This is a genomic window from Bradyrhizobium ingae (genome assembly GCF_055791185.1).
Window position 1 is genome coordinate 32,227 of sequence record NZ_JBVUBB010000020.1, and the last position, 18,763, is coordinate 50,989.

Here is an 18,763-nt window from a genome sequence, read left to right on the forward strand (position 1 = left end):
ATCAATTGGTCTGAGCTGGAGTTCAGGCAATAGTCACAAGGCAACATCGAGCGCAATGACAAAGATGCGTCTGCACCAATGGGCCCTGCTGCTCGTCGCCGCAACGGCGGTGCTTGCCGGCATGACGGCTGCGGACGCGGCCGACTGCCCGCGCCAGGATGCGCTCGGCACCGCGCGCGTGCTCAGCGTCGATGCCAAGGCCTATCCGCGGGTCGGACTGAAGAGCTTTCCGCAGACCCTGCCGCTCGCCGATCACGAGGTCGTGCTGACCTTCGATGACGGGCCCCGGCCGCCACACACGCAAAAGGTGCTGGCGGCGCTCGCACATGAATGCGTGCGCGCCACCTTCTTCCTGGTCGGCCAGTCGTCGGCGGAATCGCCGGCACTGGTGAAGCGGATCGCTGCTGAAGGTCACACGGTGGCGCATCACACCTGGTCACATCCGATGTCGTCGAAAATCTCCTTCGAACAGGCGAAGGAGAACATCGACCGCGGGATCGAGGCCGACGAGAAGGCACTCAACGGCGCGGCCACCCGCACGCCATCGACGCCGTTCTTCCGCTTCCCCTATTTCGACTCCACGCCGGCGACGCTCGATCTGCTGCAGTCGCGCGGCATCGCCGTGTTCGGAGCAGACCTTTGGGCGAGCGACTGGGAGGACATCACCCCAGAGCAGGAATTGAAGAAGGTCACAGAGCGGCTCGAGGCCGCCAGGAAGGGGATCATCCTGTTGCACGACGCGCAGGCGCGGACCGCGGCCATGATGCCCGCCTTCCTGCGGTACCTGCACGACAATGGCTACCACGTCGTTCACATCGTCCCGGCAGTGCCGCAAAAGAGCGCCAATGCGCATTGATGCCGGAATGTCACGGCGGCCCAAATTGGGGTGATCGCGGGGCAATTAAGCCTCCGTTCATGCTAGGCCATGCAAATTGGATGGGGACCCGCGCCTGAACCGTTTTGGCCGGGATTTGACCAATGTTCGGTCATGAATCGCGTACGAGAGCAGACGGAGAGCAATGATCGGTCGTAGTGTTTCCTGCCGGACGCGGTCCTGGATCGTCTGCCTCGGATTTTTGGCCGCCGGTCCTGCCGTTGCGCTCGCGGCCGACTGTCCCGGCCATCCCGATGCGCTCGGCACCTCGCGCACGATCGTAGTCGACCCCCGCGAGCATCCTCGCATCGGCACGATGCAGTACCGGGAAACGCTGCCGCTCAGGGATCACGAGGTGGTCCTGACCTTCGACGACGGGCCGCTGCCGAAATACTCGAACCAGGTGCTCCAGATCCTGGCCAATGAGTGCATCAAGGCGACCTTCTTCACCATCGGCAATCAGGCCAAGGCGAACCCCGAGGGTGTGCGCAAGCTGGTCGCGGCCGGCCACACCGTCGGCACGCACAGCCTCACCCATCCCCTGACCTTCGAGAAGATGCCTATCGAGAAGGCGCAGGCCGAGATCGAAGGCGGCATCCAATGGACCACGGCGGCGATGACCGATCCGTCGGCGCTGGCGCCGTTTTTCCGGATTCCCGGGCTCCTGCGCGCTGATGCCGTCGAGAACTATCTCATTTCGCGCGGCATCCAGGTCTGGAGCGCCGATTTCCCGGCCGACGACTGGCGGCACGTCTCGCCCGAGCGCGTCCATCAGCTCGCGATCCAGCGGCTCGAAGCCAAGGGCAAGGGCATCCTGCTCCTGCACGACATCCAGGCGCGCACGGTGGCGGCGCTGCCGAAGATCATCCAGGACCTCAAGGCACGCGGCTATCGCATCGTGCATGTGGTGCCGGCGACTGCCGATCGGCCGGCGACGCCGACCGAACCTGTCGAATGGCTGCTGCATCCGGCGAGCGAGAACGTGGCCGCGGTACGCTGGCCCAAGATTCCGAGCTTCGTCTTCACACGGAGCGAAATGCTGCGGGCCCCGCTACTGTCGGATCTCAATACCGAGCTGCCGCGCCAGGCCGCGTCGTCGCGCTGGGGCGTCGCAAAGGCCGGCGCAGAAAGCCTGCCGGTTCCGAGCCGGGACCTTTTCGAGATCAAGGAAGGCTCGCTCGAAGTGCTACTGATCACGACGGCATCGCGCCATGTCGCAACGAAGCTGGCGCGGGGCGCCAACACGGCCGATGCGCTCTCGTCAAGGAATGCAAGGGGGCGCGGCCGGCCTGCGGCGGTCGCAGCGCATGGTGGCAAGCACGCACCGGCCGCACGCGTCACTGCCAAGCGCATGGCACAAAATGCCAACGCCAGTGCGGCGCGGCCAACCAAGCTCGCGAGCCTGAAGAAGCGGCAGCAGCAGTAGCCTCACAAGGCGCCTACTGCCGCACGATGGCGGCGACGCAGAGCAGCACGATCAGCGCCAGGAAGAACAGGTCCATATAGGACTTGAGCTCGCCGTCGCGGCGCAGTCGCGCCACGTCGATCACGATCTGCTTGCGCGCATTGGTTCCGCCGCTGCCGTCATTGATCGGCGCTTGCAGTCGCCGCGTCTCGCCTTCCAGCTTCTCGATCTTCTGGTAAAAATAGAACGCCCGCAGTGTCGAGGCCGCGCGCATGCCGGTATAGACCAGCACGAGAATCGCGAGGATCGCGCGGTTCGGATACTTCTCCATGAAGTTCAGGCTGAAATAGACCATCGCCAGGAACGCGAAGTTGGTCACGAAGCGGTAGACGAAGCTGAGAAAGACCATGCTGGCTCCAGCGAGGGGCGGCGCGATCGTGCGATCGTTGCGGATTGCGGAGATGTTGACGCAAGCCGGAACGGCCGGCCTGGAATGCTGCGGGTGCTGGTCTACGCCAACATTGTGCAGCCAAGATTAAGACTGCCGGCGCGGCACAGGCCGGGAATCGACCGGCGGCCGGACGCGCGCGAGTGCGCCTTTTAGCTACGCTTGGCCATAATGCAAGAGAGCGCAGGCGGCTTGCCGCGACGCCGCGTGAGGACGGCGGCGGCCGCATCGGCTCGATGGAGATTCAGCAAAAGTCGCGTTACACTGAGTATGCCACGCCAGCCGATGTGGGGTCTGCCGATGTCGAAGAAGGGAATCACGGGCCACGACGAATGGGTGCTCACCGAGGCGCTGGCTACCGCGCTGGTCGCGCTGGAACAGCTCGCGCCAAAGCACCAGCCGCGCACGCATATGGACGACATCCGGAAGATACTGGCCAACGGCAAGGAGCCGGCCACCGTCAGCCTGCACCTCGCTCAGGCCAAATGCCGCCTGTTCCCCGACGCCGATCCGCTTGAGATCTACCGGGAATACGGGATCGGTGAGGAGTATGGCTGAGCGGCGGCGCCTCGACTACGGCAAGAACAAAGTTGGAACGTTCTGCCACGGCGGGTCAATCTGGAAAAGGCAGAAACAGCAGCGGCAGAACGCTACGCCACGGCCGCCTTGACGATCGAGATCGGGGAAGTGTCGGTCTTTTCGGAGAGGCTTCGCGCGGCGGCAACGAGAACGTCGCGGTAGCGCGTGTAGTTGCGGACTGCGTCTTGGCGGGGCGCGATCAGACAGAGGGTCGCTGCGCAAATCCCGTCGCCCTGGAAGACCGGCGCCGCGAAGCAATGAGTGAAATTGTCGGCCAGCGAGTCGAACGAGAAGAACCCGTCCTCCCGCGCCTTGTGAACATCCGCAAGGAAAGCCTTCGGGTCCAGCCTGACACCGCTCGACAGAACGAAGTCTTCCTTTGGAATGAAGGCGAGGATCTGCTCGTCGCTCATGTGGGAGACCAGCAGGCGCCCGGACGCGGTCCAGGGAATCGGAATCCTCTCGCCGACATCCGAGCTGATGCGAAATGGCCTGGCGCCTTCGCGCATCATTGCGACCGTGTATTTGCCGCCGTCGAGCATGCATAGCTGAGACGTCTCGCGCGTCGTCTCAGCGAGCTCGTCGAGATACGACCGGCATTCGCGGGTCAGATCGAACTGTGACTGGTAGGCAAGGCCAAGGAAGTACAATTTGCGGCCAAGAAAAACGCGGCCTTCCTTGTCGGCATATTCGAGAATGCCGGCCGCCAGCATCAGATTGACGAGTTCGTAGGTCGTCGATTTCGGAGCATCGACGCCGACTGCAATCTCGTTTGGTCGAGCCGGCCGGCGCAATTCGCGCAGATAGTCCAAAATCACGAAGGACCGATCGAGCCCCCGCGCGCGCCGGCTAACTCCGGTGTCCTCAGCAGCCCGCGAGGTCACCTCGGCGTCCTTCACCGCGAATCCCACGGTCCTCATCCCTATCCAGCCTGTTGCCTATTGCGCGATTTTTGAAACGACGATAGCTTTCCGACGTCCGCTATAACGAAAGCATGTCCATTATAGTGGAATAGACCGGAAAGCAAGCCGTGGTGATCGGCCTGTGGAGGCCCCTGCCGATCCGTCGCCCACTGCCAGGCCTTGATGGCGCCGCCGCGCGCCGTGCATTGGAGGGAGAAGGATGATGAAGTCGTCGTTGTCGGCGGTTAGCGCCATTTGCGTTGGCCTATTTGCTTTGATCGGCACGGCAAACGAAGCCGCCGCCGCGGCCAAATGCATGAAGGGCGACCGCAAGCCGCCATTCACGATCGGTTGGGCCGACATCTATTCGGTGCCGACCTGGATGAAGGAGACGCAGGGCACGATCGAGAAAGAGGTCGAGGATCTCAAGAAGCAGGGTCTCGTCTCGAAACTCGTCGTCACTGATGCCCGAGGCGACGCCAACACCCAGATCCAGCAAATCCAGTCGATGATCGATTCCAATGTCGACGCGATCATCCTCATCGCCGGTTCGTCTTCCGCGCCGGGCCGCGTGATCGCCGACGCCTGCGCCAAGGGCATCGCCGTCATCAATTTCGACAGCCTCGTCGACACCGACCAGGTCACCGCCAAGATCAATACGGATTCGGCGCAATGGGGCGCGAGCGCGGCGAAATTCCTCGTCGACGCGATTGGCGGCAAGGGTAAGATCCTCGTGCTGAACGGCCCGGCCGGCGTCTCCGTCAGCGACGACCGCCGCAAGGGCGCGGAGCCAGTGCTCAAAGCCAATCCCAATGTGAGCATCCTCGCCGAGACGAATACCGCCTACAACGTCGCGCCGGCGCAGGAAGCGGTGACCAGCCTTCTCTTCGCTCATCCCGACATCGACGGAATCTTGTCGCTCGGCGGCGCCCTCTCGGCTGGCGCGGTTCTCGCCTTCGACAAGCAGGGTCGCACGCAGGTTCCGATCACGGGCGAGAACGCGCGCCAGTTCCTCGAATTGTGGAAGGCAAAAAATCTCAAGGCATGGGCGACGATGCAGCCCAATTGGCTCGGCGCTTTCGCGACCTACGCAGCCGTGCAGGCGTTGACTGGCAAGGATGTCCCGGCTTTCGTCAAAATTCCTCTGCCGATCATCGATAACTCCAACCTCGACCAGTATCTGGCCAAGGCGAAAGATTTCCCCGCCGACGGCTACATCTACTCTCCTTACGATCAGAAGCTCTTTGACGAGCTTCTGGCTCAAAAGTAGGTAAGTGCCGAGAACGGTCGCAAGATGATTCCTGCTCCGACCCTTGCCGCACGCGGCGTGTCGAAGTCGTTCTTCGGCAATCCCGTGCTGCGCGACGTGTCCATCGCGCTTCAGCCCGGCCGCATTCACGCGCTACTCGGCGAGAACGGAGCGGGCAAATCGACGCTGATCAATATCCTGTCGGGGGCGCTGCTCCCCGACGAGGGCGTCGTGGAAATCGACGGACGCTCGTTTCGCGGACTCAATCCCCGCGATGCGCATCGCGCGGGCATCGCGGTGGTTCAGCAGGAGCTCGGCCTCACCAGCCAGCTCTCGATCGCCGAGAACATCGGCCTTGGCGCGCTGCCGCGCCGCTACGGACTAATCGACTATCGCGGCCTCGCCGGTCGTGCGCGGGCGGCGATGGACCTCGTCGGACTGGACGAGGATTTGGCGACCCCGGTTGGCGACCTGCCGCTCGGCCGGCGCCAGATGGTCGAGATCGCCAAGGCCTTGTTTCGAGAACCGCGCGTTCTCATTCTCGACGAGCCCACGTCGTCCTTGTCCGCGCACGAGGTCGAGACGCTGACAGGCCTGCTCGACCGTCTTTGCGCGAAGGGCGTCGCCATTCTCTATATCTCTCACCGGCTCAACGAGATCATGCGGCTGTGCCAGCACGTCACCGTCCTCAAGGACGGCGTCGTCACTGCGGACCGGTCGATCGAGGGCGTCGAGGCAGCCGATCTGGTGCGGCTCATGGTCGGTCGCGATACCGGCCACCTCTTCCCGGCCTGGACACCGGCGGCCGAGCGCGATCCGATCGTGTCGGTCTCGGGACTTTCCGCCGGCGTCCTGCGCGACGTCGATATTTCGATCCGGCGCGGTGAGGTTCTCGGCGTCGGCGGATTGGTCGGTCAAGGACAGGAGGATCTACTCCTCAGTCTCTATGGCGCCCTGCCCGCCTCGGCGCGGACCGCGGAGTTCAACGGCCGGGCGAAGCTTCCCTCGTCGGTTCGCAAGGCCAATGCGCTGGGACTTGCCTATGTACCGGCTGATCGCAAACGCGAGGGTCTTCATCTCATTCACAGCATCGGCTGGAACCTCATGCTGCCAAGCTTCGCACGTGCATTTGGGCTGTCGTTGCGCGACCGATCGAAAGAGCGCACCCTCGCCGGCGCGCTCGCCGACCGCTTCACGATCAAAGGCGATCTCACGCGGCAGGTGCAGGCGTTGTCCGGCGGCAACCAGCAGAAAGTGGCGCTGGCGAAATGGACCCCGGCCGAGCCGCAAGTTCTGTTGCTGAACGATCCGACGCGCGGCGTGGACGTCGAAACAAAGCGCGAAATCTACGCGCTGCTGCGGCGTCTCGCCGGCGAAGGCAAGGCGATCGTCCTTTCGAGCTCCGATACGCCCGAACTCGTGCATCTTTGCGACCGCGTCGCCGTGATGCGCGAGGGGCGGATCGTGGCCACCATCGAACGCGAGGCCCTGAGCGAAGAGGCTATCGTGGCCGCTTCGATGGGCGCAGATCCCATGAGGACGGCAGCATGAGCGCAGCCGGAAGCGCGACGCGGCTCTATTGGCCGGCACAACGACAGCGTAACCGCGGCGTCAAAGGCCTCTTGATCGTCGTGGCGGGATTTCTCGCTCTTTACGCCTATCTCTTCCCCGGCCTCATCAGCGTCAGCGGCATCGCGAAGTTCTCGCAGAGCTGGCTGCCGCTCGTGCTGGTATCGATGGCGCAGGCAATTCTCATGCTTGCCGGCGGCGTCAGCCTGGCGATCGGCGCAATGGTCAGTCTGGGCGCGGTCATCGCCGCGACCACGATGGCCGGGCCGCTCGGTGTCGCCGGTGGCTCGGCCTTGGTGATCGTGGCAGGTCTCGTCACCGGCGCAGCCTGCGGTATCGTCGTCGTGCGCCTGGGCCTGCCCGCCATCGTCGTCACGCTCGCTGCCTCCTTCATAATTGGGGGCGCCGCCCTGCTGATCTTGCCAAGACCGGGCGGCGCAATCCCCGCATGGTTGTCGGATTCGCTTGCCGGGGACAGGCCCGTGGCCGCGTTGCTGGTCATCCTCACCGTCGTCGTCTGGAAACTCTATCTCGCCACCCCTCTTGGCCTCAGCCTCTACGCGGCGGGCGAAAATCCCGTCGCGGCTTACCGCGCCGGCGTGCCCGTCGACGCGGCGCGGATCGCCGCCTATGCCGTCAGCGGGCTGCTTTCGACCTGCGCGGGCCTCTTCGTCGCTGCACAAACCGGCTCGGGCGATCCGGTGATCGGCGAAGCATTCACGCTCAACTCGATTGCAGCGGCAGTTCTCGGCGGCGTCGGCTTTCTCGGCGGCCGTGGAACGATGCGCGGCGCGATTGCCGGCAGCCTTCTCCTCAGCGTCATGATCAATGTGATGTATTTCCTCGGCTTCCCGCCTGTCGCGCACTACATCGCGCAAGGCCTGATCATCGTCGGCGCCGTCGCTCTGCCGGAATTTACGGCGCGCAGGAGTTCGCCATGAGACCAGCAGAGACGGTCCGCTTTCCAAAGTTTCGGGCACGCGCGCTGGTGATGAGCCGGCCTTTCCTGACGATTCTGACCGTCGCCGCGCTATGGATCGCTGCTTCCTTCGTGAAGCCAGGTTTCGGCGCTTTTGGTCATCTCCGCTATCTCGTCGAGCTCGGCTCCGTGGTGGGTCTGGCCGCCATCGGGCAAACTTTCGTCGTCATCGCGGGCGGCATCGATCTCTCGGTCGGCGCCATCATCACGGTCAGCGCGGTCGGCGTGCCGCTCGTCTCATTTACCGGCGACGAGAGTGGTGCGTTCGCGGCTCTTATAACCCTGGCGGCTGCGACCCTGATCGGGGCCCTCAACGGCATCGGCGTCGCTCTCTTGCGTGCCCATCCCATGATCATGACCCTGGCCATGGCGACCTTTCTGCAGGGCCTCTTGATCTTGCTTGCCGGCGGCAGCGCGGTTTCCGCGCAGAGTCCGTTGCTGGAATGGCTTGGCTCCGCCCGCCCGGGCGGCATCCCTGCCGGCGTCCTCGTTTGGGCCGTCGCGTCGACCCTTTCGCTCATCGCGCTCCATGCGACACCGTTCGGCGCCCGCATCTTCGCGCTCGGCGCCAATTCGCTTGCAGCAACTCTCTCTGGCGTCAATGTCCGATCGACGACCGTCGCCGTTTACGCGATCAGCGGCCTGACCGCGGGAATGACTGGTCTTCTTCTCCTCGGCATGAACGGCCAGGGTTACGTCGGCATCGGCGATCCCTACCTGCTTTCATCGATCGCGGCGGTCGTGCTCGGTGGCACGTCCATCCTCGGCGGTTCCGGCACATACGCCGGCTCGATTCCCGGCGCCGTTCTTCTCGTGACGATCACAGCGCTCATCACGGTCGTCAACGCCTCGCCGGGGTGGCGAAGCATCCTCTTCGGATCGCTCATCCTCGCTCTGCTCCTGGTCTCAGGTCGAGAGACGCGCCGAAGATGAAAGGTGGTCGAACCGATAGAGGCGCTTCGCATTGGCAAAGAACAAGGCCCTTTGCTCATCGGCAGAAAGCTGGGAGGCGATGGTCTTGAAGGCGTCGTACACCTCATCGAACGAAGCGTGGAGCCCCGCGACCGGGAAATCGCTGGCGAACATCGCTCGCGCGGCGCCGAAACATTCGAGGCAGTGGAGGACCACTTCGGCCAGACTTTCGAGCGTCCAGTGATGATCATAGGCCACGAGATCCGAGATCTTGATCGACACATTGGGCGCGCGGCCCAGGCTCGCGAGAGCCTTTCGCCAACGCGACATGCCGTCCGGATCACGGTCGATCGGGCTGCCGCAATGATTGAGAACGAAAAGCTGGTTCGGAAAGTCCCGTGCCAATCTTTCCGCCTGAGCAAGCTGACCGGGAAACACCATCAGATCGAAGGCAAGTGCATGGGCCTCCAGCCGGGCGAGTCCGAAGCGCCATTGCGGGTCGTCGATGAGATCGCCCCGCACGGCGAAACGGCGCGCCGGGTCCTCGCTCCAGCTCAAGACATCGCGGACGCCAACAACGCGCGAGAAGCTCGCCTGCGCCTCGATCAAAGCCGGCGCTTGCGCGCTCGCCAGCGGAACGCGAACGACATAGCGCTCCGCAATGCGGTTGGTCTTGTCGAGCGTTTCGAGCCACCGCGTTTCACCGACGCAGTCCTCGCTCGTCCAACCGGCTTCCACGTGAACGCTGCCGACGATGTGTTGCCGCGCCGCATCGCGACGATAGTCCTCAGGCAGATAGTTGCGCCTGAGAGGTGCAAGGTCACCCAGGCCACCACGCTCGCCGGCGTTGACCGCGAGCCAGTGATGCCGGCCAAGGCTCAGGTCCCAGAGGTGATGATGCGCGTCGATGATGGGACCGTCGTACCTCAACGTCACTCTGGCTCCACGAAAAGCGGCGGCGCCCGCCTCCTGCTTCGACTATATCGTCCAATCGTTCGACCCCACAATGGCAAGAGCTTGCAATGATGAAACACTACAAAGTCAGCCCACGGATGGCGCAGGCGGTGACGTACAACGGCGCGGTTCATATTGCCGGCCAGGTCGCCGACAATCGCAAGGCGGACATCGCGGATCAAACGCGTGACGTTCTCGCCAAGATCGACGCTCTGCTCGCCGAAGCCGGCACCAGCAAGTCCAGACTGGTCGCGGTGAACATCTTCCTGCCGCATATCACCGATTTCGAGGCGATGAACCTCATCTATGACGCCTGGGTCGATCCAGAGAGGCCGCCGGCACGGGCCTGTGTCGAGGCACGTCTCGCCGACCCCGACTTGCGCATCGAGATAACTGCCATCGCGGCGCTGTAGGCGGCGAATTGCCTTGGTGATGAAAGACCGTTCGGTCTGCAGCGACGATGGTGTCGACGCATGCAGACTCCGTCTCTGCCAACGAAGAGTTTCTACGAAGGATCTCCGATGCATCGCTCAATGTGGACTTACGCCTGGGACATACTGGATCTAGGCTTCGATCGCGTCATCGGAGAATTGCGCGACCGCGCCGGCGTGAACAGCGTGAGCCTCGCGACGTCCTACCACGCGGGCCGCTTCCTTCAACCGCGCAGCTCGCTCCGCAAGGCCTATTTTCCCGAGGACGGGACCATCTACTTTCATCCGACGCCATCACGTTGGGAAGGCGTGACGATCCGACCGAAGGTCGCCGATGTCATCGCACAAGGCGGAGACGTCTTGCGTGAGCTCGTGCGTCGTCGCGACGCCGGCGGTCTGAAAGTCAGTTGCTGGACGGTGTGCCTGCACAATACGCGCCTTGGACTTCTTCACCCGGGCGTCACGACGCGTAATGCGTTCGGCGACCCGAACTATTATAGCCTCTGCCCGTCCAATCCCGACGCACGCGCCTACGTCTGTGCCCTGGTCGAGGACGTCACGCACGCCTATCGTCCGGATATCGTCGAACTCGAGAGCCCATCCTTCATGGGCTTCGCGCACGAATTCCATCACGAAAAGGACGGCGTCGGCCTGACCGCCGAGGACGATTTCGCCCTTTCGCTTTGCTTCTGCGATTGCTGTCGCGCCCGCGCCGGAGCAGCCGGCGTCGACGTCGAGGCGGCGCGCCGTCTCGTCGCTGAGTGGATCGTCGAGGCGTGCGAGCGCGAGATGCCGCAACCGCGGTTTCCGGAGTTTCCCGCCAGTGGCCTCGACAGCTTCCGCCAGTTTCCAGCTCTTCACGAGTATCTTCTTTGGCGAACCGAGCCGGTGACCAGTCTCATCGCCGAGATGAAGGTTCGCGCGCACGCGGACAGTCGCATCGTCTTGATCGATGTTGCCAACGGCTGGCTGGGAGGCTGCGATCTCGAAGCGATAGGCAAGGTCTGCGACGGAGCGATTCTTTGCGTCTATGGACGCACGCCGGATGAGTGCGCTGCGACCCTGGCACAAGGCAAAGCCGCGCTTGGAAACGAAAAATTCCTAGGCGCCGGGCTTCGAATATTCTCGCATGACGTCACAGGCGCGGAAGGACTGAGGCGCCAGGCCGATGCCTGCACGAAGGCTGGCGCCAAAGGGCTCAACTTCTACAATTATGGTCTCGTCCCAGCACCTCGGCTGGACTGGATCGGCCGCACGCTCGAACAGTTACCCTCCGGGTGAACGCCATCGCGGCAAATCCCATTGACGCGGCGCGCCCGTCTTGCGATGTAAGCTGCCCCGGACATCCTAGGGTAGTCGATGCAAGTCGTTCGTTCCGTTCGCCTCTGGATGAAGGAGGGCAATTCCGACAAGATCTATGAAGTCGATCTGGTCGATCTGGAACGCGCTGACAGTGACGCATGCTATCTCGTCAATTTTAGATATGGTCGTCGCGGCGCCTCTTTAAGGGATGGAACGAAGACCCCATCGCCGGTGCCCCGCTCGAACGCAGAAAAGCTGTTCGATAGTGTGGTGGTGTCCAAGATCAACGGTGGTTATCGCCGCATCGACGGCGACACACCACCGCTGACGCTTCCCGGCACTGGTGTCGCGGCTAACGGACGCGACACGGAGCTACTCAAGAAGCTCGCGATCTGTGTGCGCAGCGCGTGGCCCGACACCGAGCGGGATCGCCTGTTCTGGCGCCTCGGCGTGATCCGGCTGGCCCCCGCCTATCCCCAACTCGCCGCCTTTGCCGAGAAAATCGGCGCGGCGAACGCGAGTTACAGCCTCGTATATGCGCTGGCGCGCTGTGGCGGTGCGGACGCCGTCGATCTGCTGCGCAGCTGCGCCGACGTCAATGTCGGTCTCGTGACACGCGACTACGCGGCCTACGCCCTCGCCAGCGAATTGATGGGAGCGCGGCGATCGTCGCCGCGCCTGTCGCTGCCACGAACGACGGATGCTGCGGCCACACGCGACATCGAGACCGCGCTGACGAACGGCGATGGCGCGCGGCTGGTGCAGGCCCTGCAGGCGGCGAGCTCGTCACATGCCGGTTTCGCCAATCAGTTCCTCATTGCCCTCGCCCACCATGCGCTCGCCGACAGCGCCGCGCGCAAGACGCTGCTCGCGGCCGTGCACGTGATGACCCCGCGCCCACCCTACGTGCAGGTACTGCGGCGCCTGTTCAAATATGCCGATCTTACCGACAACGGCCCGCTGTTCGCCGCAACTGCGCGGCAGTTCGAGCTGGCGACGCCGATGTATCATCGCGACCGCGTCTACAACGACCGCGTCTGGGTGCCCGGTTCGCGCCAAGCGCTGAAGCTCAGCGAGGAACAGCAGAGCGCGGCTCCGCGCATCGCGCTGTCGGACCAGACCCTGCTCTACTTCAAACGGCGCGCCTGGCGCATGTTGCGCAAACGCGCCGAGCTCGGACAGGACGCCTTCACGGCGATGGCGAGTGAGCTCCTCCTTGCCTTCACGGACGCCGACGGCACCAAGCCGGTGACGTGGACCGAGCACGTCCGCATCGACGGCCGCTTTCTTCCCATCACCCATGCCACCGAGGCGCTAAGCCGGGTTTGGAGCGTCAGCCACGTGCTGCATGCGGCGGCCCCGAGCAGCCACTTCAATGCCAACGCCCTCACCCATCGCCATGTCGGTGCGCGTGCGCCGGCGCAGCGCGAGGAAGCGTTCTCCCCGCTTTGGGATGCCCAGCCGCAGCGTCTGCTGCGTATCGCGACACTGGCGCGCAATCACGCGGCGGCGCGCTTCGCGGCCGAGGCGCTCCGGCAGGGCCCGCCACGGCCTGATCTGATGGACATGGCCGCGATCGGCGGCCTGCTGGCCTCGCCCTATCCGGAGGTCGCCGTGCTTGCCGCAGCGATCTCGCGGCGCCTGATCGATGCCGGCAAGGCCGATGCGGCTTTGATCGCCGCGCTGCTCGAGGCGAGCGCACAGGACATGCGCGAACTGGCCATCCGCGCCATCGACGATCGCGGCGATTGGCCGTGGGCCGAGCCCGCCCTTGCACGTGCCGCACTGACGAGCCCGTACGACAACGTGCAAGGCCGGATGCGCGGCTGGCTGCGCGACCGCACGCCCTCGCCGGACCAACGCGCCCGCGCGACGCAAGCGTTCGCAGCCTGGCTCGCGCAATTGCCATCAGAACTTGACGACCTGCTGCGCGCCGGCCTCGCTGCCGCCCTCGCGCTTTTGCCACGGCTATGGCCCGATCGCGACTGCCCACTGCAGCCGGAGGTGATCGAAAGCCTGACCGGCCATGCCAGCCCCGACGTCCAGGCGGCCAGCATCCAGCTCATAGCCGTGACCCCGACGCGGCCTGACGACCTGCCGGCAGCGTTTTGGCAGGCGATCCTGCAGGCTGATGCGCCGGAAATCCGCATTGCCTCGATGAGCCTGCTGGCACGGCTCGACGACCACGCGCTCGCGGATCATCGCGACAGCATCGCTCTGGCGGCCACCGGCGCCCATGCCGGGCTGAGAGCGGCTGCGCGACCGCTCCTCGCACGCCTCGCGGCGACGGACGAGGCTTTTGCCATCCGGTTGCGCGACATGCTGATGGCCGGCTTCTTCCGCGCCGAGCCGGTCGAAGGCCATGCTGCCGACATGGTTACGCTCTTCGCCGATGCCTTGCCGCAGGCAGCGGCCGCCGTCGACGACGGCACGCTATGGCGTCTGCTGCAGGCGCGCGCGGCCGGCGCCCGCATGCTGGGCGCAAAGCTCCTTGAGAGCCGCGCCCCGTCGCGCTTCTCGGTCAGGCAGCTCGCCCGCCTCGGCAACCATTCGCTCGCTGCCGTGCGCCGCTTCGCGCTTCATGCGTTCGCGACCGACGAGGCCCGCTTCCGCGCTGACCCGCAGAATGCCGTGTTGCTGGTCGAGAGCGAGTGGGACGATGTACGAGCGACCGCGGTGAACCGCCTCACCGCATGGCCCAGCGACGCGCTGCCGGCGGCGGCGCTGGCGGTAATGGCCGACTCGACCGTGCCGGCCGTGCAGGACGGCGCCCGCCTGCTGCTGCGGCGCAGCCTCACTGACGGCGATGTCGCCGAGGTGCTGGGGCGCCTGCTGGAGCATCCCTCGGGCAGCTTCCATCTCTTCGTGACCGAGCTGATAACCGGCGATTCGCTGGCGGATGCGGCGATCTTCGCCAAGTTCCTCACCCAGGCTCGCATCATCCTGATGCAGATCAACCGCGGGCGCATCGCCAAGGACCGGATCTTCACGGCTCTGCGCAACGAGGCGCTGGCGCACAGGGACCGCGCCGCCGATATCGCGCAATTGCTGCACGACTTCACCCTCAGCGTAACCCTTCGCGACAAGGCGCCTGCGCTGGTGATCCTGCGCGATATAGCCCGTGCCTGGCCGGATCTCACTCTGCAGGTCACCGTAACCCGCGCCGGCCGCACGCCGTCGAGCGGGGGCACGCAAACCAGCGGAAGCGCCGCATGAATTTCGAATATCGATTTCTCGGCAGCACCAGCGCCTCGTCCGACGCCGCCTCGTCGTCGTTCGCCTTCGCGCCGGACACGCTGCGCCAGCCGACCTTCTTCACCGGCAAGGTCGCGCGCCATCTCGCGTTCCGCGAAGCGATCTCCGCGTTGCATCACGTCGTCGTGTCGGACCTGCGCTTCAAGCCGCGCGACCGTACCGCCTACTTCGAGTGGCTGAAGCAGAACGAGGCCAACTTCCTCGCCGAGGCGACGGCCCAGTCTGCAGCACTCAAGCCGCGCATCGCGGAATTGCAGGACCGCATCCGCGGCCTCGACCGCGAGCGCGATCGGCTGATGAAGCCGTTCTGGGCGGCGCGGCAGGCCTATTTCAACTACCTCTACAAGCAAAATCGTGATGCCTGGATCGTGCTCGATCCGGTCATCACCGTGCATCCGGACGAGATCTTCTTCGAGTGCTTCAGCCTCGATGAATCCAGCTATGGGCGGCTGTCGTGCGACCACGACATATTCGAGAGCCTCGGCGAGATGGCGTTCGGCACCACCAACATCGACTACAGCCACGCGCTCTACGACGAATTCCAGAAAATCCGCTCCTATCGCGACACTACGCTCACCATTGATCCCTCCGGGTTCGAGGTACAGACCGGCGACGATCTCGATTTTCGCGAAGAGAAGATCGACCTGCCGGACAGCTGGGTACGCGGCTTCCTGCAGGTGTCGAGCGCCATGACCCTGCCGACGCACGTGTTCGACCTGCATCCCGTGGACATGGCCAACATTCTCACCCGCCTCGCGCAGAAGAAGGAGCGGGTCGGCCCGCGCTCCCTGCGCTTTGTGCTGAGGCCGGATGCGCCCGTGGAGGTGGTCATCGAACCGTGGAACGACAGGCTCACCTTCCGCCGCTCGATCTATGGCGGCAAGGTCGCTGCGGAGATCCGCATCTGGGGACGGCGGCGGCTTGCGATCCTCGGACGAGCGCTGCCACTGGCGCGGTCGGTGCGGGTGCACCTGACGGGGACCGGCCTGCCATCGTTCTTCGTCGCCGATTTCGGCGGCCTGCGCTTCACGCTCGGCTTGTCCGGCTGGACCGCGAACGACTGGTCCTCCGGCGGGCAGTTCGATTTGCTCGCGCCGCGCCACAAGGTCGACAATGACACCGCTCAACGCATTTTCGCAGCGCTCGGCAGGTCCCATGCGGCGACCGCCGCTGAGCTGGCGCAGCAGACCGGCGTCGACCAGACGCTCGTGCATGCAGCGCTCACGGCCTATACCCAGGCCGGACGCGTCATGTTCGACCTCGACAAATCGCTCTATCGCCTGCGCGAGCTGACGCGTGAGCCGCTGTCGCCTGCCCAGCTACGCTTCGCGAGCGCGCAGGAGGAAAAGGCCGACCGCCTGATCAATGCCAACCTCGTGACGATCGGCAGTATTGATCGCAACCAGGGCGTTCGCGCCGTCGGCGGCAGCGTGCTCGACAACGCCCGCACCGAGCAGGCGAGCCTCGTCATCGATGACGACGACCGTCTCGTTGAAGCGCGCTGCAGCTGTCACTTCTACGGCCACAACAAGATGACGCGCGGCCCTTGCGAGCACATGCTGGCGCTGCGCCGCATCTTTCACGCGCAAGTCGAGGGCGTCGCCCAGGACGGACACGCCATCGCATGAGTAACAAGAAAGCTGCCATCTGCAGACCCGGCTTGAACCGGAGGCGACAATTCGCGTATCACTGCGTTCGGAAGGGCGCAGGCTGGTCACGACCTTGCAACCCGGGCGGCGTATCGCCGTCCTTGCACCATGACCATGCATGCGTCACTGGCCCGATCTTCACTGGGCCGGGGCAGTCCACCCATACGCAACCGCAGAATGGGTTCTTTGAACCCAATTGCGTATGGGTGGACGCCCCGGCGTCGAGTGGATCGATCCAGTTCTTTGATGAGACGAAGGCAATCCGGCCTGCGCCCTTTCCGATCTCCCTCCACGAGGCCGCCACTGCGCTCCTGACCGGAGGTCTGCCCGCGTGACCGAGACCGTTTCTCCCGGCACGCTGACGCGCCAGGAACTCTACGACCGCATCCGCCAATCGTCGAAGGACGAGGTCATCCTCGAGGAGATGATCCGCCTCGGTTTCTGGCCCGACGGCGAAGACGCGCCTGCGCCAGCCGCAGACACGATCCGCAGTCGCGCGGAGGCGATGCGCGAGCTCAGCGAGCTGCAGCGTCAGAACGCCACACTCGGCGATCCCGCGCGAGCGCTCAAGGAAATGCACAAGCGCCGCAAGGCCGAGGCGATGGCGCGGCGGCAGGAGACGAAGCGTCGCAACGCCGAGGCGCGACAAGAGCGGGCTTTTGCCTGGTACGAACGGCGCAAGCGCGACGTGCTTTACCTCGGCGAGGACGTCTCGCGCGGCCTCCACACCCGCACGACCACCACGCCCTTGCACGACGGCTTGCCTCCGCTCGCCGATGCCAAAGCACTGGCTGACGCGATGGGCATAACACTGGGCGAGTTGCGCTTCCTCGCCTTCAACAGAAGGGTGGCGTCGGTCAATCACTATCAGCGCTTCACGATCCCCAAGAAGAGTGGCGGCGAGCGGTTGATCTCGGCGCCGATGCCGCGCCTCAAGCGCGCGCAGTACTGGGTGCTGGACAACATTCTCGCGCGGTTGCCACTACATGATGCCGCGCACGGCTTTGCGCCGCAGCGTTCCATCCTGACCAATGCGCGCAACCATGTCGGCCGCGACGTGGTGATCAATCTCGATCTCAAGGATTTCTTCCCGACCCTGACCTACGCGCGCGTCAAGGGTCTGTTCGAGGCGCTGGGCTATGCTGAAGCGGTCGCGATTGCGCTCGCTCTGTTGTGCACAGAGCCGATGGTCGACGAGGTGACGCTCGATGGCGAGCGGCACTTCATCGCAGACGGCCCGCGGCTGCTGCCACAGGGCGCGCCGACGAGCCCGGCCATCACCAACCTGATCTGTCGCAGGCTCGACCGACGTCTCATGGGGCTCGCACGCACGCTCGGCTTCAACTACAGCCGCTACGCCGACGATCTGACCTTCTCCGGCTCGGGCGAAGCGGTGAAAAAGATCGGCACCTTGCTCAAGGCCGTGCAGGCCATCGTCGAGGCCGAAGGGTTCAAGGTCCATCCGGACAAGACGCGCGTGATGCGCAAGTCGACGCGTCAGGAGGTCACCGGCCTCACCGTCAATGAGGCCGTAGCCGTGCCGCGCGACCTGCTGCGCCGTTACCGCGCCGTGCTGCAGCAGGTCGAGCGCCACGGGCCGGCGGACAAGCATTTCGGCCCGGGCAAGGATGTGATCCGGTCGCTGCTCGGCTTTGGCCATTTCGCCATGATGGTCGATCCGGAGAGTGGCGCGCCCCTGTTGCAGCGGGCCCAGCGCCTCGCCGCACGGTACGCGCACGCCCGTTCCCCGCAGCGCCCGACTCGCGCCGCATTCCGTAAGGCCGCGGCCGCCGGCCAGACGCCGCCCGGCCGGCAATGGAATCCAGCGGAGCGGCCGCCGCCACCGTTGGATCCGGTGTTGGTTGCACTGGCGCGGCAGGAAGAAAAGAAGCAGGCTGCACAAGCGCGCATGGCGGCGCCCAGCCCCTCGCGCCCGCCCAATGTCCCCCCGCCACCGGCGGGCGCAACGCGCGCGGCCGGCCCTCGGACGGCTCCCTCGGTCGGACCGGCAACGGCACCCAAGAAGAGGCCCCCATGGTTCGTCACGGCACTGGTGATCCTGGTGGCGCTGGCGCTCGCTTTCGTCCCCGGTGGCCCCACGATCGCCGCCGCGATCCTGATCATTTACTTCAGCAGATGGTGGAAGCGGTGAATCACCGCCCAGCCTCATCGGCGGCGGCAGACTTCAACGAACCCAAGAAAAGCGCCATGGGGCGCAACTGAAGTTGCCCGTGTCCAGGCCTGCGGACATCGCG

Annotated in this window: 15 protein-coding genes; 12 read left to right on the forward strand and 3 right to left on the reverse strand. The window is 64.8% G+C overall.

All coding sequences use genetic code 11. The annotated features are described in order from the left end of the window. Nucleotides 1–55: 55 nt before the first annotated feature. Together ACV1FX_RS25480 and ACV1FX_RS25485 are read left to right on the forward strand one after the other, a co-directional pair. Complete coding sequence (locus tag ACV1FX_RS25480) at nucleotides 56–856, forward strand: polysaccharide deacetylase family protein (protein WP_473120324.1); 801 nt, start codon at nucleotides 56–58, stop codon at nucleotides 854–856. A gap of 163 nt (nucleotides 857–1,019) precedes the next feature. Continuing rightward, entirely contained in the window at nucleotides 1,020–2,300 is a 1,281-nt protein-coding gene (locus tag ACV1FX_RS25485; RefSeq protein WP_473120325.1) for a polysaccharide deacetylase family protein, read from the forward strand. Between the two features lie 13 nt (nucleotides 2,301–2,313). On the opposite strand, the gene ACV1FX_RS25490 is transcribed toward ACV1FX_RS25485, so the two are convergent. Next, the gene (locus ACV1FX_RS25490) at nucleotides 2,314–2,688 is read right to left on the reverse strand and encodes a hypothetical protein (protein ID WP_473120326.1); all 375 of its coding nucleotides are present in this window, start codon (nucleotides 2,686–2,688) and stop codon (nucleotides 2,314–2,316) included. A gap of 339 nt (nucleotides 2,689–3,027) precedes the next feature. Between ACV1FX_RS25490 and ACV1FX_RS25495 the strand changes: the two genes are divergently transcribed. Next, complete coding sequence (locus tag ACV1FX_RS25495; protein WP_473120327.1) at nucleotides 3,028–3,285, forward strand: hypothetical protein; 258 nt, start codon at nucleotides 3,028–3,030, stop codon at nucleotides 3,283–3,285. A gap of 92 nt (nucleotides 3,286–3,377) precedes the next feature. Here the strand turns inward: ACV1FX_RS25495 and ACV1FX_RS25500 are convergent, their stop codons facing one another. After that, entirely contained in the window at nucleotides 3,378–4,226 is an 849-nt protein-coding gene (locus ACV1FX_RS25500; RefSeq protein WP_473120328.1) for an IclR family transcriptional regulator, read from the reverse strand. 202 nt (nucleotides 4,227–4,428) lie between these two features. Here ACV1FX_RS25500 and ACV1FX_RS25505 point away from each other — a divergent pair, with 202 nt between their 5' ends. The 4 genes from ACV1FX_RS25505 to ACV1FX_RS25520 are packed head-to-tail and all read left to right on the forward strand — an operon-like array spanning nucleotide 4,429 to nucleotide 8,938. Next, on the forward strand, nucleotides 4,429–5,478 hold the full coding sequence (locus ACV1FX_RS25505) for a substrate-binding domain-containing protein (protein WP_473120329.1): 1,050 nt from the start codon (nucleotides 4,429–4,431) through the stop codon (nucleotides 5,476–5,478). A gap of 24 nt (nucleotides 5,479–5,502) precedes the next feature. Then, nucleotides 5,503–7,008 (forward strand): sugar ABC transporter ATP-binding protein, encoded by a 1,506-nt coding sequence (locus ACV1FX_RS25510; RefSeq protein WP_473120330.1) that lies wholly within the window; start codon nucleotides 5,503–5,505, stop codon nucleotides 7,006–7,008. Beyond that, nucleotides 7,005–7,967 carry an ABC transporter permease gene (locus ACV1FX_RS25515; RefSeq protein WP_473120331.1) on the forward strand — a complete coding sequence of 321 codons (963 nt, stop codon included), beginning with the start codon at nucleotides 7,005–7,007 and terminating at the stop codon, nucleotides 7,965–7,967. The genes ACV1FX_RS25510 and ACV1FX_RS25515 overlap by 4 nt, the downstream gene beginning before the upstream one ends. Beyond that, nucleotides 7,964–8,938 (forward strand): ABC transporter permease, encoded by a 975-nt coding sequence (locus ACV1FX_RS25520; protein WP_473120332.1) that lies wholly within the window; start codon nucleotides 7,964–7,966, stop codon nucleotides 8,936–8,938. Before ACV1FX_RS25515 ends, ACV1FX_RS25520 begins: the two co-directional genes overlap by 4 nt. On the opposite strand, the gene ACV1FX_RS25525 is transcribed toward ACV1FX_RS25520, so the two are convergent. Beyond that, nucleotides 8,912–9,853: an amidohydrolase family protein gene (locus ACV1FX_RS25525; RefSeq protein ID WP_473120333.1), complete on the reverse strand. Its 942-nt coding sequence runs from the start codon at nucleotides 9,851–9,853 to the stop codon at nucleotides 8,912–8,914. The genes ACV1FX_RS25520 and ACV1FX_RS25525 overlap by 27 nt on opposite strands. An 86-nt stretch (nucleotides 9,854–9,939) precedes the next feature. Between ACV1FX_RS25525 and ACV1FX_RS25530 the strand changes: the two genes are divergently transcribed. The 5 genes from ACV1FX_RS25530 (at nucleotide 9,940) to ACV1FX_RS25550 (ending at nucleotide 18,660) form a co-directional block, all read left to right on the forward strand. Continuing rightward, entirely contained in the window at nucleotides 9,940–10,284 is a 345-nt protein-coding gene (locus ACV1FX_RS25530; protein WP_473120334.1) for a RidA family protein, read from the forward strand. 108 nt (nucleotides 10,285–10,392) lie between these two features. Beyond that, nucleotides 10,393–11,583, forward strand: a complete 1,191-nt coding sequence (locus ACV1FX_RS25535) for a hypothetical protein (protein WP_473120335.1) — start codon at nucleotides 10,393–10,395, stop codon at nucleotides 11,581–11,583. Nucleotides 11,584–11,661: 78 nt separating this feature from the next. Then, complete coding sequence (locus ACV1FX_RS25540) at nucleotides 11,662–14,820, forward strand: hypothetical protein (protein ID WP_473120336.1); 3,159 nt, start codon at nucleotides 11,662–11,664, stop codon at nucleotides 14,818–14,820. Next, the gene (locus ACV1FX_RS25545; protein WP_473120337.1) at nucleotides 14,817–16,487 is read left to right on the forward strand and encodes an SWIM zinc finger family protein; all 1,671 of its coding nucleotides are present in this window, start codon (nucleotides 14,817–14,819) and stop codon (nucleotides 16,485–16,487) included. The genes ACV1FX_RS25540 and ACV1FX_RS25545 overlap by 4 nt, the downstream gene beginning before the upstream one ends. Nucleotides 16,488–16,839: 352 nt before the next feature. After that, a complete protein-coding gene (locus ACV1FX_RS25550; RefSeq protein WP_473120338.1) occupies nucleotides 16,840–18,660 on the forward strand; it encodes a reverse transcriptase family protein in 1,821 nt (606 codons plus the stop codon). Nucleotides 18,661–18,763 lie beyond the last annotated feature (103 nt).